This is a genomic window from Streptomyces sp. Ag109_G2-15 (genome assembly GCF_900215565.1).
In the GTDB taxonomy this organism is placed as follows: Bacteria; Actinomycetota; Actinomycetes; order Streptomycetales; family Streptomycetaceae; genus Streptomyces; species Streptomyces diastatochromogenes.
The window spans coordinates 5,693,057-5,714,240 of the sequence record NZ_OCNI01000001.1; the positions used below are offsets into that span (position 1 = coordinate 5,693,057).

Genomic DNA, 21,184 nt, shown 5'->3' on the forward strand with positions numbered 1-21,184 from the left:
CTGAGTTGAGACGTACGGCTCACAGTGTGGACGGCCTTGACAGCGCACCGAAACGCCCACGTACTCTCGATGAACGGCCCTGCTGAGGGGCTCGGCCGTATCCGCGCCGCGCGGCGCACCTGTGTGAAGGCACCCACCGTGTTCGTCCCCCACTCTCGGCTTCGCTCGAGCGGGAGGGACTCCCATCGTCACGGAGCCTTCGCATGTCATCCGAAACCCTCGCCAAAGTCCCCGCCGCACCCCAGACACCCGAGCACGCGGACGCCCTGACGATCGTCCCGCAGCGCCGGCTCGGCCAGTGGATCGCCGCTGTCGCCGTTCTCGTCCTGCTCGGCCTCGCCGTCAACTCGGTCCTGCGCAACAAGGCGTTCCAGTGGAACGTCGTCGCCGACTACTTCACCTCGGACTCCGTCCTGCGCGGCCTGTGGCTCACGCTGTGGCTGACCGCCGTCGTCATGGTCCTCGGCTTCGCCCTCGGCACCCTGCTCGCCGCCTTCCGGCTCTCCGCCAACCCCGTGCTGCGGGCGGTCAGTTGGGGGTACGTCTGGCTCTTCCGGTCGATCCCGATCCTGGTGCAGCTGCTGCTGTGGTTCAACATCGGGGCGCTGTACCCGCAGATCCTCGGGGTGAAGACCGTCAACCTGCTCAGCCCGGTCGCCGTCGCCGTCGTCGGTCTCACCCTGCACGAGGCCGCCTACGCCGCCGAGGTCGTCCGGGGCGGCATCCTCTCCGTCGACCGCGGGCAGATCGAGGCCGCCCAGGCGCTCGGCCTGAGCCGGTGGCGGCGCTGGCGGCGGATCGTGCTGCCGCAGGCCATGCGCTCCATCGTGCCGCCCGCCGGGAACATGCTGATCGGTGCCCTCAAGGGCACCTCGATCGTCAGCGTCATCGCCGTCAACGACCTGCTGTTCTCGGCGCAGTTGATCTACCACCGCACGTACCAGGTCATCCCGCTGCTGATGGTCGCCACCCTCTGGTACACCCTCGTCACCTCGGTGCTCGGCGTCGGGCAGTACTACGTCGAGAAGCACTACGCGCGCGGGACGGAGTCCGCCCGATGAGGCCGCAGCTGGTGATCGTGGGAGCCGGGCCGCGGGGGACCGGACTCCTCGAACGCATCGCCGCCAACGCACCCGACCTGTACGCCGGTTCGGGACTCGACATCCATCTGGTCGACCCCCATCCGCCGGGCGGCGGACGCATCTGGCGCACGGCGCAGTCGCCGCTGCTGTGGATGAACTCGCACGCCGAGGACGTCACCATGTTCACCGACGAGACGGTGCAGATGGCCGGCCCGGTGCGCGAGGGCCCCACCCTGCACGAGTGGGCGGAGCTGGACGGCCGCACCTTCGCCGACCGGCAGATCCAGGGCCGCTACCTGCGCCACGTGTACGAGCGGGCCCTCGCCGAGCTGCCCCCGGGAGTCACCGTCCACCACCACGCCCGGCGTGCCCTGCGGGTGAGCGGCCCGCGCGAGGGGCGCCAGCAGGTGTGGCTGGAGGGCCGCCCGCGCCCCCTGCTCGCCGACCTGGTCGTCCTCGCCCTCGGCCACCTCGACTCCGAACTCGACGACGACCAGGCCGAGTTGGCCGCGTACGCGCGGGAGCACGGCCTGGTCCACCTGCCGCCCGACTTCACCGCCGACAGCGACCTGTCCCCGCTGCGGGCCGGCGAGCCCGTCCTGGTACGCGGCTTCGGGCTGGCCTTCGTCGACCTGATGGTGCTGCTCACCGAGGGCCGGGGCGGACGCTACGAGGGTGACACCTACGTCCCCTCGGGGCGCGAGCCGGTGCTGTACGTCGGCTCGCGGCGCGGAGTGCCGTACCACTCGAAGATCGGCTACGACTGGACCGGCGACCGGCCGCCGCTGCCCCGCTTCTTCGGCCCGCCCGAGGTCGAGGCGCTGCTGGCCAGGCCGGAAGGCTTCGACTTCCGGCGCGATGTGTGGCCGCTGGTGGAGAAGGAGCTGGGCTTCGCCCACTACCACCGGCTGTTCACCGCCCATGCCGAGCGTACGGCGATGAACTGGGCCGACTTCGAGGAGAAGTACGCGGCCGCAGCCGACCTCGCCGAGACCGCGGCGCTCGTCGCCGCCGCCGTACCCGACCCGGCCGACCGCCTCGACCTCGCCGCGCTCGACCACCCCCTGGACGGGGTGCGGTACACCTCGCACGAGGAGTTCCAGGAGGGCCTGCGTGGCTATGTCCAGGGTGACCTGAGCCGTCGTCACGATCCGGAGCACAGCGCCGACCTGGGCGTCTTCCTCGGGCTGCTGTCCGTCTACGGGCAGCTGGTGCGGCTCGGGAACGTCGGCCCCTGGTGGCACGGCTTCTTCAGCTACCTGGCGTCCGGGCCGCCCGGGCCCCGGCTGCGGCAGCTGCTCGCGCTGTCCCGGGCCGGTCTCCTGCGGTTCGTCGGCGCCGACATGACCGTCACCGCCGAGGACGGCGTGTTCCGGGCGGCCAGCCCCACCGTGCCGGGGTTCTCCGTCGAGGCGCGGGCGCTGGTCGAGGCCCGGCTGCCCGAGCCGACCGTGGGACGGGCCCGCGACACCTTGCTGCGGGAGCTGCACGCCGAGGGGGCTGCCGAGACCCCCGACGGGCTGCTGCGCATCGACCCCGCCGACGGCCGGATCCTCGACGGGGCCGGGCGGCCGCATCCCCGGCGGTTCGCCCTCGGCCCCTTCACCGACGGCCGCACCCCCGGCGCCTTCACCCGGCCGCGCACCGGCGGGCCCGCGTTCCGGCAGAACGACGCGACGGCGCGGGCCGCGCTGCGGTTCCTGGCCGAACTCGCCCTCCGCGCGGCCGCATGACCCCCCTGACTCCAAGGAATTCCACGATGAGCGTCATGGTCGACATCAGGTCCGTCCACAAGAGCTTCGGCTCGCTCGAGGTCCTCAAGGGCATCGATCTGGAGGTGCGCACCGGTGAGGTCACCGTCGTCCTCGGCCCCTCCGGCTCCGGGAAGTCGACACTGCTGCGCGCCATCAACCACCTGGAGAAGGTGGACCACGGCGCGATCAGTGTGGACGGCGCGCTGATCGGCTACCGGCGCTCCGGCGACAGGCTGTACGAGCTGCCCGAGCGCGAGGTGCTCAGGCAACGCACACGGATCGGCTTCGTCTTCCAGAACTTCAACCTGTTCCCGCACCTGACCGTGCTGGAGAACGTCATCGAGGCGCCGGTCTCGGCGTTGAAGCGGCCCCGGAAGGAGGCGGTGGAGAGCGCGCGCCGGCTGCTGGAGCGGGTCGGGCTCGCCGACAAGGCCGACGCCTACCCCCGGCAGCTGTCCGGCGGTCAGCAGCAGCGGGTCGCCATCGCGCGGGCGCTCGCGCTGGAACCGAAGCTGCTGCTCTTCGACGAGCCGACCTCGGCGCTGGATCCCGAGCTGGTCGGCGAAGTCCTCGACGTCATCCGGGACCTGGCGAGCCAGGGCACGACGATGATCGTCGTCACGCACGAGATCGCCTTCGCCCGCGAGGTCGCGGACACGGTGGTGTTCATGGCCGACGGGAGGATCGTCGAGGCCGGGCCGCCGGGTGAGGTACTGGGCGCTCCGCGGGAGGAGCGGACGCGGGCGTTCCTGGCGAAGGTGCTGTGAGCGATGACCTTTGCCTGTGATGCGTCGGTGCCCTGCGAACAGGGGGTGCTGACGTGAGCGCGCGGTACGGGCGTGGGCTGTTGCACCTCGCCGCCGCCATCGACCGGCCGGGCTCCTTCGACGCCGTCTCCTACGTCGAGCTGGCGCAGCTCGCCGAGAGCGGCGGGCTCGACTTCGTGACGCTGGACGACTCCTTCGCGCGCCCCGGGCCAGACGCGCTCGCCGTGCTGTCGCGCGTGGCGCCCGCCACCCGGCGGATCGGGCTGGTCCCGACCGTCACCACCACACACACCGAGCCCCTGCGCGTCCAGGCCGCCGTCGCCACCCTCGACTGGGCCAGCCGAGGCCGGGCCGGCTGGCGGATCGACGTGTCCACCACCGAGGGCGAGGCCCGCCTCTTCGGCCGCAGGCACGCCGCCCCCGCCGCCGCGCTGTGGCAGGAGGCGGACGAAGCCGCCGAGGTGGCGGCGCGGTTGTGGGACAGCTGGGAGGACGGCACCAAGCTGCCCCGGCCCCCGCAGGGCCACCCCGTCCGCGTCGTCGACGCCACCGACGGGCAGGCCCGGCCCACGGCGGCCCGGTATGCCGACGTGGCCCTGGTCCGGGTCGCCGATCCCGCGCAGGCCGCCGCCGTACGCGGGCAACTGCGCAACCGGGCGGCGGAGTCCGGCAGGGACCCGGGTGCCCTGCGGGTCCTGGTGAGCCTGCTCGTCGACCTCGGCGACGGCGAGCACGCGGCCGAGCCCGGGCACGGCGGAGGCGGTCCCCGGCCCACCGCACAGGGCCCGCTGTACCGGGGCGGTCCGGTCGACCTCGCGGAGCTGATCGCCGCCTGGCACGCGGCGGACGTCACCGACGGCTTCCACCTCGTCCCCGTCGAGCCGCGCCGTGACCTGGAGCGGCTGGTCAACGGCACGGTGGCGCTGCTCCAGCACCGCGGCCTGTTCCGCACCTTCTACCCGGGCAGCACCCTGCGCGAGCACCTGGGCCTGGCCCGGCCCGCCCACCAGTACGCCGTGACCGGGGGAACGTCATGACCGTACGACGGCAGGTGCGTCTGGCGGTCTGCCTCCCAGGGGACGGCGACACCGCCGCCCGGCCCGGTCAGCCTTCCGGCTCACCGATCGCCCTTGCCTCCTTCGAGCAGCCGGCGCGTACCGCCGAGCGCGGGCTGTTCGACTTCGTGCTCCTGTCCGAGGGGCCGCGGCCGCGGCGGATCGACGATCGCGACGCGACGGGCCGGCCGGAGCCGCTCACCGTGCTGAACGCGCTCGCCGGGGTCACCGAGCGGCTGGGGCTCGCCGCCACCGTGCCCACGGCCTTCACCGAGCCGTACGAACTCGCCCGCAGACTCGCGACCCTGGACCATCTCAGCGGGGGCCGGGCCGCCTGGCACGTGGCGACCTGCGCGGACACCTTCACCGGCGCCGACCTCCGCCACGACGGCTCCGCCGACCCCGCCGACCGGTACGGGCGCGCCGCCGAGTTCGTCGCCGTCGCACGGCGGTTGTGGACCTCCTGGTCGGCCGACGGGGTGTCCCGGCCGTTCGCACACCAGGGCCGGCACTTCGACATCGCGGGTGAGTTCGGTCTGCCCCGCTCGCCGCAGGGCCATCCCGTGGTGATCCGGGCCGGGGACTCGGACCAGGACCGGGAGTCCGCCGCGGCCACGGCCGACGTACTCCTCACCCGGCACCGCTCGCCGGCGGCGGGCCGGTCCGTCCGCGCCGATGTCACCCGCAGGCTCGCCGCGTACGGCCGGGCACCGGAGGACCTGAAGGTCCTGGCCGGTGTCACCGTCGTCCTCGGGGACACCGCCGCCGAGGCCCAGGAGCGGGCCGTGGAGATCCGACGGCAGCGGATCACCCCGCAGCGCGCGCTGCAACTCCTGGGGCGGGACTGGGGCGTCGACCTCTCCGGTCACGACCCCGACGGCCCGCTCCCGGAGACCGACCCGGTGCCGGCGAACGAGAAGGGGCTGTCGATCCGGGAGACCGTGATCGAGGTGGGCGGCCGCCCGTCGGTCGTCGGCACCCCCGAGACGGTCGCCGCCGAACTGGAGGCGTACGTACGCGAGGACGCCGCCGACGGCTTCGTCCTCGTCCCGCACCACACACCCGGCGGCCTCGACGAGTTCGTGGACCGGGTGGTGCCGCTGCTCCAGGAGCGCGGCGCGTTCCGCACGGAATACCAGGGCGCGACCCTGCGCTCACACCTCGGGCTGCCCGACCCGCCGTGGGAGGGATGAGCGCGTATGACGCGTATGAAAGGAATGGATCCTATGACCAGCGACGCACCCGACGCCTGGAAGCAGTGGCACGAACAGCGCGTGGAGAAGGTCTCGGAGCCCTACGGACCGCTCGCGCTGACCGCCACCCACTGGGTCGAGGACCATCCGGAGGGGCGACTTCCGGACATTCCCGGGACGTGGGGGACGGATGGTGACGGGGTGGTGCTCACCGCTGCCGAGGGCGACGGGCTGACCCTGGACGGCCGGCCGTTCTCGGGGGAGGTCCACCTCGCCGCCGACCTCGGGCCGGAGGCCGGGTCGCGGGTCGCGCTGGGCGAGAAGCGGCTGGTCGTACTGGTCCGCGAGGACGTGTGGGGGGTGCGGGTCTACGACCCCGCCGCCGAGGCCCGCCGCGCCTTCCGGGGCATCGAGGCCACGGCGTACGACCCGCGCTGGTCGGTGCCGGGGCGCTTCACGCCGTACGACGACACGCGCACGGTGCGGGTCGGCAACGCGGACGGACGGGAGCGCGGGCTCGCGCTCGCCGGGGAACTCGCCTTCAGCCTGGCCGGAAACGATCTCACGCTCCAGGTCGCGCGGCAGGGCGACGGCCCGCTGTGGGCGGTGTTCGCCGACGCCACCAGCGGCGACACCAGCTTCCGCTTCCGGTTCCTCTTCCCGCAGGCACCGGACGCCGAGGGTCGTACCACGGTCGACTTCAACCGCGCCCAGCTCCCGCCGTGCGCCTTCGCCGATCACTTCATCTGCCCCTTCCCGCCGCCGGGCAACCGGCTGGACGTGGCGATCGAGGCGGGGGAGCGCGTCCTGAGCTGACGTCAGGGGGCCACTGCGCCCGGGTGGTTCAAAGGTTGACGGCCGAAAGGCACTCTTGTGCCTACCGGCCGTTCGGCCGAATACTCCCCCTCAGCGCTTGTCAGGGGCATGCGTGTTCGGAACCCAGGACCGGCCCCTGGCTGCGCCTCACGGGCCCCGACCCCACGCGGGCCCCCGACTTCCCCTGGGAGGGAACGAAACGTGAGGATCAAGCGCACCACTCCCCGCAGCGGCATCGCAAGACGGACCCGGCTGATCGCCGTGGCCACCGGCTTCCTGGCCGCGGCCGCGTTCGCCGCCCCCACCGCGAACGCCAGCGACGCCCACACGTTCAGCGCCACCCAGCTCACCAAGGCGAGCGACTCCGTCCTCAAGGCCGACATCGGCGGTACGGCCTGGGCGGTGGACAGCAAGACCAACCGTGTCGTCGTCACCGTCGACAGCACGGTCTCCAAGGCCGAGATCGCCAAGATCAAGCAGCAGGCCGGCGGCAACGCGGGCGCGCTGACCATCAAGCACACCTCCGGCAAGTTCAAGAAGCTGATCAGCGGCGGCGACGCCATCTACGGCGGCTCCTACCGCTGCTCGCTCGGCTTCAACGTGCGCAGCGGCAGCACGTACTACTTCCTGACCGCCGGTCACTGCGGTGAGGTCGCCTCGACCTGGTACAGCAACTCCGGTCACACGACCGTGCTGGGCACGAACGTCGGCTACAGCTTCCCGGGCAACGACTTCGCGCTGGTGCGCTACACCAACTCCTCCATCGCGCACCCGAGCGCGGTGGGCAACCAGACCATCAGCAGCGCGGCCACCCCGTCCGTGGGCACGACCGTCTACCGGCGTGGCTCCACCACCGGTACGCACAGCGGGCGGGTCACCGCGCTGAACGCGACCGTCAACTACGGCAGCGGTGACATCGTCTACGGCCTGATCCAGACCACGGTCTGCGCCGAGGGCGGCGACAGCGGAGGTCCGCTCTACGGGGGCAGCGTGGCCTACGGCCTGACCTCCGGCGGCAGCGGCAACTGCACCTCCGGCGGTACGACGTTCTTCCAGCCGGTCACCGAGGCGCTGAGCTACTACGGTGTGACCCTTCCCTGACGGGTCCGTCTTGGTGGGTCCCCGCGCGCGGCTCGCGTGCGGGGACCTTCTCTTGTCTCGGGGTGTATTCCAGCCACGGGTAACGGTCACTGTCCGCCTATGGGTTACTCGCGCGTAGTGTTTGCAGTGCGAATTTCCTGGGGTGACTGTCCTCGGTCACGTGGGGCGGGGGCGTACGGGGTTGCCGTGTGCGCGTCCTGAAGTCGACCTTGTGTACTCCCTGTGCGGTTCGGAAGAGTGGGCGCCCGTCAACCAGCCTTCCGGTCCGCGGAGTCCCCACAACTTCCGGGCCGACCCCCCACAGGAGGACGTGAGTTGAAGCACCGACGCATACCCAGGCGGCGGGCCGTCGTGATCGGCGCGGGCATCTCCGCACTGGTCGCCGCGGGTGTCACCTTCCAGACTGCGAACGCCAGCGAGCCTGCCAAGTCGGCTCCGGAACCGCGGGTTCTGTCCGTTCCGGCGGCCGGAAAGCTCGCCTCGGCGCTCGTGAAGGACCTCGGGTCCGACGCGGCCGGCAGTTACTACGACGCCCGGAGCAAGAGCCTCGTCGTCAACGTGCTCGATGCCACCGCCGCCAAGGCCGTGGAGGCGGCCGGCGGCAAGGCCAGACTCGTCGCCCACTCGCTGGCCGAACTCGATGGTGCGCGGGCGACCCTGAAGAAGGACGCGACCATCCCCGGTACCTCGTGGGCCACCGACCCGGTCACCAACAAGGTCGTCGTCACCGCGGACAGGACGGTGTCCGGGGGCGAGTGGGCGAAGCTCAGCACGGTCGTCGACGGGCTTGGGGCCAAGGTCGAACTGAAGCGGTCGAAGGGGGAGTTCAAGCCCTTCATCGCCGGCGGTGACGCCATCACGGGATCGGGTGGGCGTTGCTCGCTCGGCTTCAACGTGGTCAAGGACGGGCAGCCGTACTTCCTGACCGCGGGGCACTGCACCGAGGCCATCTCCAGCTGGTCGGACTCCTCCGGCAACGTCATCGGCAAGAACGCGCAGTCCAGCTTCCCGGGCAACGACTTCGGGCTGGTCAAGTACACCTCGACCGTGGATCACCCGAGCGAGGTCGACCTCTACGACGGGTCCGCCCAGCAGATCACCGGCGCGGCCGAGGCCACTGTCGGTATGAAGGTCACCCGGAGTGGCTCCACCACCCAGGTGCACGACGGGACGGTCACCGGGCTGAACGCCACCGTCAACTACTCCGAGGGCACGGTCAGCGGTCTGATCCAGACCGATGTGTGCGCCGAGCCCGGGGACAGCGGTGGCTCGCTCTTCTCCGGCAGCAGCGCGATCGGGCTGACCTCGGGTGGCAGTGGTGACTGCACCTCCGGTGGGGAGACGTTCTTCCAGCCTGTCACCGAGGCGCTGTCGGCTACGGGGGCGCAGATCGGCTGACGCCCGGCTTTCGGTTTCGTCGGAGTCCCGCCCCGGGTGTGAGGGGCGGGACTTTGCGTTGCCATGCCTGCGGCGGCCCGCTGCGGGGCGTCGGCGGCAGCGTTTCCGCAGGTGAGAGGCGCTCGCATGGATGTCGCACACTTGTTCGGGAATGGGGGTATGGTGGGGGTGGGAACTGATGTTCGAGTGCTGTTCGGGGCTCATGAGTGCGGGAGGTGCGTGTGCCGGGCTTCGCGCATCTGCACACCGTCTCCGGGTTCTCCTTGCGGTACGGGGCCTCGCATCCGGAGCGGCTGGCCGAGCGTGCCTCCGAGCGGGGTATGGATGCCCTCGCCCTGACTGACCGCGACACCCTCGCCGGTGCGGTTCGCTTTGCCAAGGCGTGTGCCAAGGCGGGTGTCCGTCCGCTGTTCGGTGTGAACCTGGCGGTGGGTGAGCCGGTGGTCGCGCGGCGTGAGCGGCGGCGGGCTCCGGTGCGTGGTGGTGCCTTCGTCGATGAGTCGGCGGCCCGGGTGACCTTCCTTGCCCGGGACGGCGCCCGTGGCTGGGCCGATCTGTGCGGGATCGTCACGGCGGCGCACGGGGGTGAGGATGCGCCCTTGCTGCCCTGGGCCGGTAATCATGGGGACGGTCTGACCGTGTTGCTCGGTCCCGGGTCCGATGTGGGGCGTGCCCTTGCTGCGGGGCGGCCCGATCGGGCCGCGAAGCTGCTCGTTCCCTGGCGTGAGGTCTACGGTGACGCGCTGCGTATGGAGGCCGTCTGGCACGGTCGTGAAGGTACGGGGCCCGGTTCTCTGCGGCTGGCCGCCCGTACGGTTGGGTTTGCCGCCGAGCAGCGGGTTCGGCCTGTGCTCAGTAACGCGGTCCGGTACGCCGATCCCCGGCAGGGGCAGGTCGCCGATGTACTGGATGCCGCCCGCCGTCTGGTTCCGATCGATCCCCGCAAGGAGCTGGACTCCGGTGAGGCCTGGCTGAAGGACGCGCAGGCCATGCTGCGGGTCGCCGAGCGGGTGGTGGAGGCCGCCGGCTACCGGCGCGACACCGCTCATCGGCTGCTGGAGCAGACCCGGGCCACGGCCGCCGAGTGTCTGGTCGATCCCGAGGACGACCTCGGTATGGGGAGCGTTCATTTCCCTGAGGCGCATCTCGTCGGTGCCGGGCGTCGTACCGCCCAGCGGGCGCTCGCCTCGCGGGCGGCCGCCGGCATGGTGCTGCGCGGCTACGCCGACCGCCGGGACTACTGGGCGCGGATGCATGATGAGCTGGACATCATCGCCCATCATGGCTTCGCTTCCTACTTCTTGACGGTCGCTCAAGTGGTGGATGACGTCAGGGGGATGGGTATCCGGGTGGCCGCCCGTGGGTCCGGTGCCGGCTCCCTCGTCAACCACCTGCTCGGGATCGCGCACGCCGATCCGGTCGAGCACGGGCTGCTGATGGAGCGCTTCCTGTCCAAGCGGCGCCTCGCCCTGCCCGACATCGACATCGACGTGGAGTCCGCGCGCAGGCTGGAGGTCTACCGCGCGATCATCGGCCGGTTCGGCACCGAGCGGGTCGCGACCGTCGCCATGCCGGAGACCTATCGGGTCCGGCACGCGATCCGTGATGTCGGGGCCGCTCTGTCCATGGACCCCGCCGACATCGACCGCATCGCCAAGTCCTTCCCGCACATCCGGGCACGGGACGCCCGCGCGGCGCTGGAGGAGCTGCCCGAGCTGAAGCGGCTCGCGGGGGAGAAGGAGCGGTACGGCAAGCTGTGGGAGCTGGTCGAGGCCCTCGACGCCCTGCCGCGCGGGGTCGCCATGCATCCGTGCGGGGTGCTCCTGTCCGATGCCTCCCTGCTCGCCCGTACACCGGTCATGCCGACCAGCGGCGAGGGCTTTCCCATGTCGCAGTTCGACAAGGAGGACGTGGAGGACCTCGGGCTGCTCAAGCTGGACGTGCTGGGCGTGCGGATGCAGTCGGCGATGGCGCACGCGGTCGCCGAGGTGGAGCGGGCTACGGGGGAGCGGATCGACCTCGATGCTGTGCGGGAGGGTGACCCGGCGACGTATCGGCTCATCCGGTCCGCCGAGACTCTGGGCTGCTTCCAGATCGAGTCGCCCGGGCAGCGGGATCTGGTGGGGCGGCTCCAGCCGGCCACCTTTCATGACCTGGTCGTCGACATCTCGCTGTTCCGGCCGGGGCCGGTCGCCGCCGACATGGTGCGGCCGTTCATCGAGGCGCGGCACGGGCGGGCGCCGATCCGCTATCCGCATCCGGATCTGGAGGGGCCGCTGAAGGAGACGTACGGGGTCGTCGTCTTCCACGAGCAGATCATCCACATCGTCGACATCATGACCGGCTGCGGCCGGGCCGAGGCGGACGCGGTGCGGCGCGGGCTGTCCGACCCGGAGTCGCAGGGGCGGATCCGGGTCTGGTTCGCGCAGCATGCGGCGGCCAACGGGTATGACGCGGAAACGATTCAGCGGACCTGGGAGATCGTCGAGGCGTTCGGGTCGTACGGCTTCTGCAAGGCGCATGCGGTCGCTTTCGCCGTACCGACGTACCAGTCGGCGTGGCTGAAGGCCCATCACCCGGCTGCCTTCTACGCCGGGCTGCTCACGCATGATCCCGGGATGTACCCGAAGCGGCTGCTGCTGGCGGATGCGCGGCGGCGCGGGGTGCCGATCCTGCCGTTGGACGTGAACGTGTCGGGGGTGGCACACAGGATCGAACTGGTGTCTGAATCCGGGGTGTGGGGGCTGCGGCTCGCCCTCTCCGATGTGTACGGCATCAGCGAGGCCGAGGCGAAGCGGATCGCGGACGGGCAGCCGTATGCCTCGCTGCTCGACTTCTGGGAGCGGGCGCGGCCGAGCCGTCCCCTGGCCCAGCGGCTCGCACAGGTGGGTGCGCTGGACGCCTTCGGCGCCAACCGCCGGGATCTGCAGCTGCATCTGACCGAGCTGCACCGGGGTGCCCGGGGCGCGGGCGGCGGTCAGCTTCCGCTCGCCGGTGGCCGGAAGACCGCCTCGGCCGGGCTGCCCGACCTGACCTCGGCGGAGCGGCTCAGTGCCGAGCTGGGCGTGCTGTCCATGGACGCCTCGCGCAATCTGATGGACGACCACCGGGAGTTCCTCAAGGAGCTGGGCGTGGTGTCGGCACGTCGGCTGCGTGAGGCCCGGCACGGGGAGACGGTGCTGGTCGCGGGTGCCAAGGCGGCCACCCAGACCCCGCCGATCCGGTCCGGCAAGCGGGTCATCTTCAGCACGCTGGACGACGGCACGGGCTTGGTCGACCTCGCCTTCTTCGACGACTCGCACGACGCCTGCGCGCACACCGTCTTCCACTCCTGGCTGCTGCTGGTGCGCGGGGTGGTGCAGCGGCGCGGCCCGCGCAGCCTCAGCGTGGTGGGCTCCGCCGCCTGGAACCTCGCCGAACTGGTCGAACTGCGCGCCGAGGGCGGTCTCGACGAGGTGGCCGCCCGGCTGGCGGCACCCGTCCGGGAGGGGGCGGACGGGGAGGATCCGACGGGCGGCCGCCGGATCCATCTGCCGACCGGGTACGAGATGCATCCGTGGGCCGATCTGCGGCCCGCGGGTCAGGAGGCCTCACAAGGGCCCTCAACGGTACGGAAGTTGTGGCACCAGAGTCCGGGGAGTGCGGGATGACCATTCTGTGCGTACGTTTCCAGCTGCCGCCGATGTACGAGGCGGCCCTGCCGGGGCTGCTCGGGCTGCTGGAGGAGTTCACCCCGGTCGTGGAGGCGTTGCCCCCGGACGGGGCGCTGGCCGATCTCCGGGGTGCCGAGCGGTACTTCGGGCGCAGTGCGGTGGAACTGGCCTCGGTGATCCGGGTCCGGGCCCTCGCGCTGTACGGCGTCGACTGTGTGATCGGCGCCGGGCCGGGGCCGATGCTGGCCCGCGTGGCGCTGCGCGACGCCCGTCCCGGGGTGACCTGTGCCGTGCCCGAAGAACAGGACGCCATCGCGGAGTTCCTCGCCGAGCGGCCCGTGTCCGCGCTGCCCGGCGTCGGCACGGCGACCGCCCGTACCCTGTGCGAGTACGGTCTGGACACGCTGGGCCTGGTCGCCGCCGCGCCCCTGTCCACACTCCAGCGGCTGATCGGCGCGAAAGCGGGGCGCGAGCTGCGCGAGAAGGCGAGCGGTGTCGACCGCGGCCGGGTCGTCCCGAACGCCGTCTCCCGGTCCATCGCCGTCGAACGACCCTTCGACCTCGACGAGTTGGATCCCGACCGGCACCGCGGGGCGCTCCTGTCCGCCGCCGAGGAACTCGGGGCCCGGCTGCGCGCGGTGGAGAAGGTCTGCCGCACCCTGACCCTCACCGTGCGCTACGCCGACCTCCCCCGCTCTCGAACGGGCTCGAGCGGGGGGACCCCCATCTCGACCACCCGCAGCCGCACCCTCAAGGAACCGACCGCACACTCGGCGTCCCTCACGAAGACGGCCTACGGCATGTACGAGGCGCTCGGCCTCCAGCGCGCCCGGGTTCGCGCGCTCACCCTGCGCGCCGAGGGCCTGGCCCCCGCCGACCGGGCCTCCTACCAGCTCACCTTCGACCCCGTGGACGAGAAGGTCCGCCGCATCGAGGAGGTCGCGGACCGCGCCCGGGCGAAGTTCGGGCCACGAGCGGTGATGCCGGGGACGCTGGCGGCGTGACCCTCCTGTCCGGCGGCGTCAGTTGGCCCACGGCGGGGTGATGACCGTGCCGTCGGCCAGTTCCGCCGTGAGGCCGACGGAGGTGGTGACCCAGGAGACCGCGGTGTGGTCGGTCGGGTTCTCGACGGTCAGGGTCGCGCCGGGATTGATGATCACCGTGTCGCCGGCGGAGATCCGCTCGGTGCGGCCGTCGAGGGTGATCAGCAGTTCGCCGATGAGCAGGAGGAAGATCTCCTCCCGGTTGACGGTGTGGGCGGGTGCCTTGGTTCCTGCGGGGATCTCGCCCCGCCAGGCGCACAGTTCCTTGCTCCCGGTCAGGGGGGTCGCGTACGAGACGAAGCGGGCGCCGTGGATCTCGTGGGTCACGGCCTCGGACGAGCGGACTACGGGCATGCTGGTCTCCGTTCAAGTGGTCAAGCTGCTTGACTACATGGTCAAGCAGCTTGACCAGTTCGTCAAGGGTGTTTCAATGCCTCCGTGCAGAACTCCGAAGCCATGGCCCTGTCCGCCGCCCTGCTCGCCGTCGCGGGCGACCTCACCCAGCGCATCCATGACGGGGTCGAGGCTCGCGGCTTCACGGACATCCGGCCGGCCCATGGCTTCGCCTTCGCGCGGCTCGCGCCGGGCGGTGCCACCGTCACCGACCTCGCCGCACACCTCGGGGTGACCAAGCAGGCCGCCAGTCAGCTGGTGGACGAGATCGTGCGCAAGGGATACGCCGAACGGCGTCCGCATCCCGAGGACGCCCGGGCCCGGCTGGTCGTGCTCACCGAGCAGGGGTGGGCCTGTACCCGGGCCGCGGAAGCGGCTGCGGCCGACGTCGTGGACGCGTGGGTCGAACTGCTGGGCGAGGGTGAAGTGCGGGCGTTGCGGGAGCGTTTGACGCGGATCGCGCCCTACGGTCCGATCAGGCCTGCCTGGTGACGGTTCATCGGCTGCCGAATGAGCCGCTGGTTATCACTGGAAGTTTTTACTGACGCGTAACTTCACAGCTGCACTACTCGCCCGTAACTTGACGAGTGAACAGCATCCTCGTGATCCGGATCACAGGGTTAGGCCGTCGCACCTCCCTTGAGCCGCAAGGAGATCACACGATGCTGCCCTGGAAGCGAGTGCTCAGACCCCTCGCCGCGCTGCTCCTGACCGCCGCCGTGGCCGCCGTTCCCGCCGCCACGGCCCACGCCGCCGACGCTGCCGCTCCGAGCAGTGGTTGGAACGACTACTCGTGCAAGCCCTCTTCCGCCCATCCCCGCCCGGTGATCCTGGTGCACGGAACCCTGGGCAACTCCGTCGACAACTGGCTGTCCCTCGCTCCGTATCTGAAGACCCGCGGATACTGCGTCTACTCCCTCGACTACGGCCAACTGCCCGGCGTCCCGCTCTTCTACGGCCTCGGCCCCATCGACAAGTCGGCCGAGCAGCTGTCCGCCTTCGTCGACAAGGTGCTCACCGCGACCGGCGCCGGCAAGGCCGACCTGGTCGGGCACTCCCAGGGCGGCATGATGCCCCGCTACTACCTGAAGTTCCTCGGCGGAGCCGCCAAGGTGAACGCCCTCGTCGGCCTCGCCCCCGACAACCACGGCACCGACCTGGACGGCCTCACCAACCTGCTGCCGTACTTCCCCGGTGCCGAGGACCTGATCAAGGCCACCACCCCCGGCCTCGCCGACCAGATCGCCGGCTCCGCCTTCCTCACCAAGCTCAACGCGGGCGGCGACACCGTCCCCGGAGTGCACTACACGGTCATCGCCACCAAGTACGACGAGGTGGCCACACCCTGGCGCAACCAGTACCTGAGCGGCTCGGACGTCCACAACGTCCTGCTCCAGGACCTGTGCCCGCTCGACCTCTCCGAGCACGTGGCGATCGGCCTCTTCGACCGCATCGCCTTCCACGAGGTGGCCAACGCCCTCGACCCGGCCCACGCCACGGCCACCACCTGCGCGTCGGCCTTCAGCTGACGCACCGCCGGGGCCTGTCCGACCTGAGCCGCCGGACAGGCCCCGGAGTCCTGGATCACCGCCCGTGCCGGCCGCCCGCGGCACGCCGTCGCACCGACATGAACAGCACTGCCGAACCCAGCGCCAGCGCCGCCGCGCCGCCGATCGCGACGTACGAGGTGCCGGTGGAGGCGCCGGTCTCGGCGAGGTTCTCCGAAGTCCCGGCGGCCTTCGGCTCGTTGGCCGGGGTCACCGGGGCGGCGGTGGACGGCTCCGCGGTGGACGGCTCCGCGGACGTGCTCGCGTCGTCGTCCCCGTGCCCGTGGTGCTCGATCGTCGACTTGTCGGCACCGTCCGCGATCTGCCCGTCGGAGGGCGCTGAGGCGCTCGGAGCGGGGGTGGTGCCGCCCGTCGCACCGCCGCCGAAGTTGACGTCGGAGCAGGAGTAGAAGGCCTCCGGGCTGTCCGAGCGCTGCCAGACCGCGTACAGCAGCTGCTTGCCCGTGCGCTCGGGAAGGGTGCCCGAGAAGGTGTAGAAGCCGCCCGAGGGAACCGGGTCGGTGGCCGTCGCGACCGGGTGCTCCAGATCCAGGTTTCCCCAGGCCAGGGGCTTCGCCGGGTCGTACCCGGGCCTGGTGACGTACACCCTGAAGGTGCCCTTGTGCGGGGCGGTCACACGGTACTTGAAGGTGTACGACCCGCTTCGCACGCTCGTCGCCGGCCAGTCCGCGCGGGCCAGGTCCAGCCCCTTGAACTCCTCGTTGTTCGCGCTGCACAGCTTGCCGTCCGGGATCAGCTCCTGGTGGCGTCCGGCGGCATCACCGATGCGGATGCCGTTCCAGTCGTAGAGCGCCTGCGTACCGCCCGCCGCGACCGCCGCCTTGCACGCGGCCGACCTGGGACTCTCCGGACCTTCCGCGTAGCACTGCGACACCCTGCTGACCGGGTCACCCATCGAACCGTGCGCGGAGGCGGGCGCGGCGGAGAGCGCGAGCGCGGTGCTGCCGAGGGCGGCGACGACGGCGGCCTTGCGGCGTGCGGACATGGGGAACTCCTCGGAACGGTCCTCGGGGGATGGGCTGAATCCCGTGGGGGCGATCAGAAGCTAGCCCCAAGAAACCGCGAAATCGCCTGCTGGGGGCGGGTGATGGAGATCCTTATGGTGGCGTTAAGGCGGGGCTAACTGGGGGCTCAGGGAGGAGCGTCGGGGAGCCCCGTGTCACCTGCTTCCGAGAGGTGTCGCCGTCCGTGGCAGTCCGCGTTCGTCCGCGGCCGGACGCTTCAGTTGGCTCCCGGTTTGGCTCCCGGCGGCGCCGCCTACGTGACTTGCCTACCAGGATTCGAGCCTGCGCACGCGGCTCCGGAGGGCTCTTCGTCTCGTGGGGAACGTGCTGGTCAGAGGGTCTATGCGTCAACCGGAAGCCGGCCGGGTCTGGTGTTGATGGCTCGACCTTGCGCCGACCCTCACGGCGGGTCTCGCAGTTCCCGAGGGAGGGCGGAGGCGCTTAGAAGGGGCCACCTCCCTGCCCCTCTGGCCAGCCCATTTGACGGGCGACAGGGCGCGCTGGGCGTCGCGTCACCGCACATTCCCCGGAATCGACCATTCCATGAAGCGTCGAGCGTTTCGGATCGGCTGCACGGACATTCTCCTACCTAGGTAGACGGACGTGTTTCTACCTAGGTAGATTGAAGGCATGTCGGCTGTGAGAATGACACCGCACACGCAGACAGTGCTGCGTGCGCTCCTCGGGAAGGGCGTCGACGGCGAGCGCCGCTCAGTGGTACTGGACGAAGGACTGTACGGGCTGGAGCTGTCCAAGATGTCAGGGCTGCCGAACGGTACCCTTTTCCCGATCTTGGAACGGTTGCGCCAGGCAGGATGGGTCGAGAGGTACTGGGAACAGGACGACATCGCCGAGGCTGAGGGACGCCCCCGACGCCGCTTCTACCGCATCACCCCGAAGGGTGCTGACCTTGCCCCTCTCGCCTTGGCGGAAGCAGCTGCTGCTGCGCCTGTCGGCTCGGCATCGAGATTCGGGCGCCCCGGCATGGCAGGAGGGGCCCGATGAGCACGCAGGAGGCTTCCGGAGGTGAGTCTTCGCCCCCAGAGGCAAACGTCGGAAACTACTCGTGGTTCGAGGCGACACGGCAGGGTCCGGCTCTGATGAGGGGGTTCCTCATCGACGAGGACGACGATCTGTCGACGGGGGCGATGCAGCAGCGCCGGGCCCCATTGCCAATCAGGACGAAGCGACAGGTTCCCTCGCCAACCAGGATGACGCAGCACGATCCTGCTCAGTGGCCGACCATGGCGACTCAGCAAGGTCCGGCTCCGATGAGGGGGTTCCTCATCGACGAGGATGACAACCTGTCGACGCCGGCGACATGGCAGGGACAGGTTCCGATGAGGGGGTTCCTCATCGACGAGGACGACGACTCGCCATACGTAGGAGGCGTTGATCAGCAGGTCCTCGAAGTGCCGGCCACATCGCCTGACATGGACGCTCCTCAGGACCCCGAAGCGTTGCCCCACATGCTTTCGTCTACCGCCTTGCCGCAGGGGCGCTCCGACTCGGGCAAGAATGTACTTCGCCTTGTCGCATTACTTCTCCCGGGAGATGAGCGGTCTGAGTGGCTGGAGGAACAGCGCGGATACCTGGCTGATATGCCCAGTCGCCGGGCTCGGTGGACATGGATTGCAGCACAGCTACTCGCGATGCCTCGATACGCGTACGCGGTGCGTACGGGCAGTGAGACGGAGCCAGCATGACGACGCAGCCACCGCCCCCTCCGCCCGCCCCGAACTCTCCGGGCTCGCAACCTGAAGCGCTGGTTACCCAGCGGGCAGTCTTGGTGCTGCTCGCAGCTGCATTCATCGGCGCGACTGTGGGAGCCCTGAGTTTCTTCAGCACGGGCAATGCCGCCGGCGCTCTGCTCGCGGGGCTGACTGGCGCTGGCGCCAGCACCCTCGGACTGCACAAGCTGATGGGCTGAGTAGCGGGCTGCGGTCGCTCCATCGTGTCAGTTGCTGCGCCTGCGCGGTACCCGGCGCGCGGCTCCGGAGGCCAGTCCAAACTCGTTCGTCGCCGCTGGCCACGGCCTTGCGAAGCCTGACTGAGCGGCTGCGTTTCCACAGATAGTCCACGACTGGGTAGCTCATCCATCGCCGTTTCGTCGCTGGGGCGCTCCGGTGGCCACAGCCTGACCCGGGGCCGGCGGTACCATCGCGCGGTGGACAATCGCCAGGGCGAGGCCGCTCACCAGCCAGATCCAGGCGACCCATGGATTAGCCGGATTTGCCTCCTTGCGGTATTGGAGGCCCTGCAGGCTAAGGCCGCCCTGGACCGCCCACGCCAAGATCATTGCAACCAACAGTCCGGCGATGGCGCCGAAAGCGAACGCCCGGCCGTAGGTGTCCGGCTTAGTGCGGGGAGGTGTATTTCTGGGCCTGTAATAGGCCGTGAGGAGAAGAGCCAACGTGATGCCCACTCCTGTGCTCAGCCAGCCATAGGGGCCTTCTCCCGGCGCCAACGTCACTACAGCTGCCACGGCAGCTGATCCCAAGGCCGCCTCGTCAACCCCGCTGCGGCCTGCATTACTATCGAGACTCGCTCAATCACGCTATGTGATCGGATGGTGTTCCGCATCGCTACTTGCTCCGAGCTGGCCGATCCGTCGCTGCCCAGCTCGCTGCGGTCACCGTTGTCATCCATGCCAACAAGCTGAACACCGCTTTAGCCTCGATCTTTCGTGACCGTCCGTCAGTGTTGTTGGCGTGCAGGGTCGGCGGTGATCGGCTGTGCGATTCGACGGCGTGGATGGCTTTGGCCCGGCTGTCGCGTCGGGTGAGCGTGGGGTTCCACTTCCCCAGGTGATGTGCGGCTCGTTGGTGCAGGTCAGCAGGCTGGCTGAGGTGGGGCGAGCGCATGGAGCCGGCCGATGGCGGTCGTGATCAACTTGGTCCAGGGGTTTCGGTCGGAGAACCGTAGGTGGCGGGTTCGGGCGGTGCTGACGAGCCGTGCAGCTGCGGAGAAGAGGCGGAGTCGCATCTTCTTGGGTTCCCATCGTCGGGGTGCTCCGTCCAGGGCGAGCATGGGGAGCCAGGCGAGCAGGTCCAGGGCGAGGGAGACGATCTCCAGCCAGATCTGGTTCTGGGCGGTGCCGTGCAGGGGGAGGTCGCGCAGGCCGGTGGCGCGGGCGGCGCGGATGCGGTCCTCGGCGCGGGCCCGGCGGCGGTGACGCAGTTCGAGGTCTGCGAGCTGTCCGTCGGGAGTGTTGGTCGCAAAGATGGTGAAGCGGTGTCCGTCGAGGTCGGTGATCCGCAGTTGGGCGCCGGGGTGCGGACGCTCCTTGCGGACGATCAACCGTAGCCCCTTGGGCCAGCTGGTGAGCGAGCATGTCGGTGATCTCGGCCACCCAGGCGCCGTCGCGGACCTGCCGGTCGGCGTCGTAGGCCGGGGTCCATGCCTTCTTGGGGATGAGCCTGATCGCGTCGTGGATGTCGTCGGTGATGGTCATGCCGACCGAGTAGGACAGCCACCGTCCGGGCTGGATGAGCCAGTTGAGGAAGGCGTGTGTGCCGCCGGCGGAGTCGGTCCGGATCAGGGTCTGGCGGCCGCGCCGAAACCGCTTGGGCAGTTGGGCCAGCGCCTGTCGGGTGGTGGCGATGTGGTCGGCGGCGGTGTTGGAGCCGGCCCTGCCTGGCCGTAGGAGGGATGCGACGGGTTCCCCGCTGCCCTGGTGGCCGTGGTCCACGAACGCGACCAGCGGGTGGTGGCCGAAGGTCTTCTTCCAGGTCGCGGTGGCGTCCTGCTTCTCGGAGTGGGCGGTGACCAGGACGCCGCCGATGTCCACGGTCACCTGGCCGCCGCTGTCCGGGGAGCGGTCCTTGGCCAGGGCCCATGCGTGCTGCCGGGCTTGAGCGCGTGCTGCGCGGATGGCGGTCAGTGCCCTGGGGCCCGCTGCTGCGAGGGCGGCGATCAGGCGGGAGACGGTCGGGTCGGAGGCGACGTTCCTGTGGACGGCGGGCTCGGCCCGCAGCAGGGCCACGTCTGCCAGGCAGTCCCCGCCCAGGGCGACGGTCAGGGCCATATCCAGGAGTATCTTGCCCGGGTCGTGGACCGTGCGATCCTTGCGCCAGGGCGCCAGCGCAGACGACAGTGCAGTGTCCAGCCCGCTGGCGCGGGCGGTCTCCACCAGCAGTACCCCGCCGGCCTGCGAGACCACCTCTGATCCGCCACGCGATATCTGGACGCGCGGATAGCACCCGCTACGCTTCTTCACCTGGAAAGTGCCTCGTATTCGGCGATGCAACAGGACCTTCGACAAGCCCTATCATCGCAGTTCAGAGGCGCTTTCTAGCTCTCTGGCCGCCCCTTGGACGATGATCGGGTCAGCCTCGCCGGGCGTGAGGTATCCAGA

The 21,184-nt window shown here is 70.5% G+C and carries 17 protein-coding genes and 1 pseudogene; 15 read left to right on the forward strand and 3 right to left on the reverse strand.

All coding sequences use genetic code 11. The features are described 5' to 3' along the window. Positions 1-203: 203 nt before the first annotated feature. The 10 genes from CRP49_RS25635 to CRP49_RS25680 all read left to right on the forward strand — a co-directional run bounded on the left by CRP49_RS25635 (position 204) and on the right by CRP49_RS25680 (position 13,823). A complete protein-coding gene (locus tag CRP49_RS25635; protein WP_097255519.1) occupies positions 204-1,061 on the forward strand; it encodes an amino acid ABC transporter permease in 858 nt (285 codons plus the stop codon). After that, entirely contained in the window at positions 1,058-2,815 is a 1,758-nt protein-coding gene (locus tag CRP49_RS25640; RefSeq protein WP_097255520.1) for an FAD/NAD(P)-binding domain-containing protein, read from the forward strand. The genes CRP49_RS25635 and CRP49_RS25640 overlap by 4 nt, the downstream gene beginning before the upstream one ends. A gap of 26 nt (positions 2,816-2,841) precedes the next feature. Next, positions 2,842-3,603, forward strand: a complete 762-nt coding sequence (locus tag CRP49_RS25645; protein ID WP_094216694.1) for an amino acid ABC transporter ATP-binding protein — start codon at positions 2,842-2,844, stop codon at positions 3,601-3,603. A 53-nt stretch (positions 3,604-3,656) separates the two neighbouring features. Then, positions 3,657-4,640 (forward strand): LLM class flavin-dependent oxidoreductase, encoded by a 984-nt coding sequence (locus CRP49_RS25650; RefSeq protein WP_097255521.1) that lies wholly within the window; start codon positions 3,657-3,659, stop codon positions 4,638-4,640. Then, positions 4,637-5,851 carry an NtaA/DmoA family FMN-dependent monooxygenase gene (locus tag CRP49_RS25655; protein ID WP_097255522.1) on the forward strand — a complete coding sequence of 405 codons (1,215 nt, stop codon included), beginning with the start codon at positions 4,637-4,639 and terminating at the stop codon, positions 5,849-5,851. The genes CRP49_RS25650 and CRP49_RS25655 overlap by 4 nt, the downstream gene beginning before the upstream one ends. 33 nt (positions 5,852-5,884) lie before the next feature. Continuing rightward, on the forward strand, positions 5,885-6,667 hold the full coding sequence (locus CRP49_RS25660) for a DUF1684 domain-containing protein (protein WP_097255523.1): 783 nt from the start codon (positions 5,885-5,887) through the stop codon (positions 6,665-6,667). A gap of 201 nt (positions 6,668-6,868) precedes the next feature. Then, complete coding sequence (locus tag CRP49_RS25665) at positions 6,869-7,768, forward strand: S1 family peptidase (RefSeq protein ID WP_097255524.1); 900 nt, start codon at positions 6,869-6,871, stop codon at positions 7,766-7,768. A gap of 315 nt (positions 7,769-8,083) precedes the next feature. Continuing rightward, complete coding sequence (locus CRP49_RS25670; protein WP_097255525.1) at positions 8,084-9,166, forward strand: S1 family peptidase; 1,083 nt, start codon at positions 8,084-8,086, stop codon at positions 9,164-9,166. A 221-nt stretch (positions 9,167-9,387) separates the two neighbouring features. Next, entirely contained in the window at positions 9,388-12,816 is a 3,429-nt protein-coding gene (locus CRP49_RS25675; RefSeq protein ID WP_097257528.1) for a DNA polymerase III subunit alpha, read from the forward strand. After that, complete coding sequence (locus CRP49_RS25680) at positions 12,813-13,823, forward strand: hypothetical protein (protein WP_097255526.1); 1,011 nt, start codon at positions 12,813-12,815, stop codon at positions 13,821-13,823. Before CRP49_RS25675 ends, CRP49_RS25680 begins: the two co-directional genes overlap by 4 nt. An 18-nt stretch (positions 13,824-13,841) precedes the next feature. On the opposite strand, the gene CRP49_RS25685 is transcribed toward CRP49_RS25680, so the two are convergent. Then, positions 13,842-14,216, reverse strand: a complete 375-nt coding sequence (locus tag CRP49_RS25685) for a cupin domain-containing protein (protein ID WP_097255527.1) — start codon at positions 14,214-14,216, stop codon at positions 13,842-13,844. An 84-nt stretch (positions 14,217-14,300) separates the two neighbouring features. On the opposite strand from CRP49_RS25685, the gene CRP49_RS25690 reads away from it, so the two are divergent. Beyond that, a complete protein-coding gene (locus tag CRP49_RS25690) occupies positions 14,301-14,747 on the forward strand; it encodes a MarR family winged helix-turn-helix transcriptional regulator (protein ID WP_097255528.1) in 447 nt (148 codons plus the stop codon). Positions 14,748-14,917: 170 nt separating this feature from the next. Beyond that, a complete protein-coding gene (locus tag CRP49_RS25695) occupies positions 14,918-15,784 on the forward strand; it encodes a triacylglycerol lipase (RefSeq protein WP_097255529.1) in 867 nt (288 codons plus the stop codon). A gap of 55 nt (positions 15,785-15,839) precedes the next feature. On the opposite strand, the gene CRP49_RS25700 is transcribed toward CRP49_RS25695, so the two are convergent. Continuing rightward, complete coding sequence (locus CRP49_RS25700; RefSeq protein WP_097255530.1) at positions 15,840-16,808, reverse strand: lytic polysaccharide monooxygenase; 969 nt, start codon at positions 16,806-16,808, stop codon at positions 15,840-15,842. Positions 16,809-17,583: 775 nt separating this feature from the next. Between CRP49_RS25700 and CRP49_RS25705 the strand changes: the two genes are divergently transcribed. Genes CRP49_RS25705 through CRP49_RS45995 form a run of 3 tightly spaced genes read left to right on the forward strand, consistent with a single transcriptional unit; the run spans position 17,584 to position 18,757 of the window. Beyond that, positions 17,584-17,832, forward strand: coding sequence for a PadR family transcriptional regulator (locus CRP49_RS25705; RefSeq protein ID WP_257033695.1), 249 nt, complete (start codon positions 17,584-17,586; stop codon positions 17,830-17,832). Then, positions 17,829-18,533: a hypothetical protein gene (locus tag CRP49_RS25710; RefSeq protein WP_097255532.1), complete on the forward strand. Its 705-nt coding sequence runs from the start codon at positions 17,829-17,831 to the stop codon at positions 18,531-18,533. The genes CRP49_RS25705 and CRP49_RS25710 overlap by 4 nt, the downstream gene beginning before the upstream one ends. Next, the gene (locus CRP49_RS45995; protein ID WP_101373014.1) at positions 18,530-18,757 is read left to right on the forward strand and encodes a hypothetical protein; all 228 of its coding nucleotides are present in this window, start codon (positions 18,530-18,532) and stop codon (positions 18,755-18,757) included. Before CRP49_RS25710 ends, CRP49_RS45995 begins: the two co-directional genes overlap by 4 nt. A gap of 902 nt (positions 18,758-19,659) precedes the next feature. Here CRP49_RS45995 and CRP49_RS25715 read toward each other — a convergent pair. Continuing rightward, positions 19,660-21,046: pseudogene (locus CRP49_RS25715) on the reverse strand (IS1380 family transposase). Positions 21,047-21,184 lie beyond the last annotated feature (138 nt).

What these genes read in the sequence shown, in the direction of transcription:
- CRP49_RS25635 (WP_097255519.1), top strand. Translation starts at nt 204, where the DNA reads ATGTCATCCGAAACCCTCGCCAAAGTCCCCGCCGCACCCCAGACACCC.
- CRP49_RS25640 (WP_097255520.1), top strand. Translation starts at nt 1,058, where the DNA reads ATGAGGCCGCAGCTGGTGATCGTGGGAGCCGGGCCGCGGGGGACCGGA.
- CRP49_RS25645 (WP_094216694.1), top strand. Translation starts at nt 2,842, where the DNA reads ATGAGCGTCATGGTCGACATCAGGTCCGTCCACAAGAGCTTCGGCTCG.
- CRP49_RS25655 (WP_097255522.1), top strand. Translation starts at nt 4,637, where the DNA reads ATGACCGTACGACGGCAGGTGCGTCTGGCGGTCTGCCTCCCAGGGGAC.
- CRP49_RS25660 (WP_097255523.1), top strand. Translation starts at nt 5,885, where the DNA reads ATGACCAGCGACGCACCCGACGCCTGGAAGCAGTGGCACGAACAGCGC.
- CRP49_RS25680 (WP_097255526.1), top strand. Translation starts at nt 12,813, where the DNA reads ATGACCATTCTGTGCGTACGTTTCCAGCTGCCGCCGATGTACGAGGCG.
- CRP49_RS25685 (WP_097255527.1), bottom strand. Translation starts at nt 14,216, where the DNA reads ATGCCCGTAGTCCGCTCGTCCGAGGCCGTGACCCACGAGATCCACGGC.
- CRP49_RS25695 (WP_097255529.1), top strand. Translation starts at nt 14,918, where the DNA reads ATGCTGCCCTGGAAGCGAGTGCTCAGACCCCTCGCCGCGCTGCTCCTG.
- CRP49_RS25700 (WP_097255530.1), bottom strand. Translation starts at nt 16,808, where the DNA reads ATGTCCGCACGCCGCAAGGCCGCCGTCGTCGCCGCCCTCGGCAGCACC.
- CRP49_RS25705 (WP_257033695.1), top strand. Translation starts at nt 17,584, where the DNA reads ATGTCAGGGCTGCCGAACGGTACCCTTTTCCCGATCTTGGAACGGTTG.
- CRP49_RS25710 (WP_097255532.1), top strand. Translation starts at nt 17,829, where the DNA reads ATGAGCACGCAGGAGGCTTCCGGAGGTGAGTCTTCGCCCCCAGAGGCA.
- CRP49_RS45995 (WP_101373014.1), top strand. Translation starts at nt 18,530, where the DNA reads ATGACGACGCAGCCACCGCCCCCTCCGCCCGCCCCGAACTCTCCGGGC.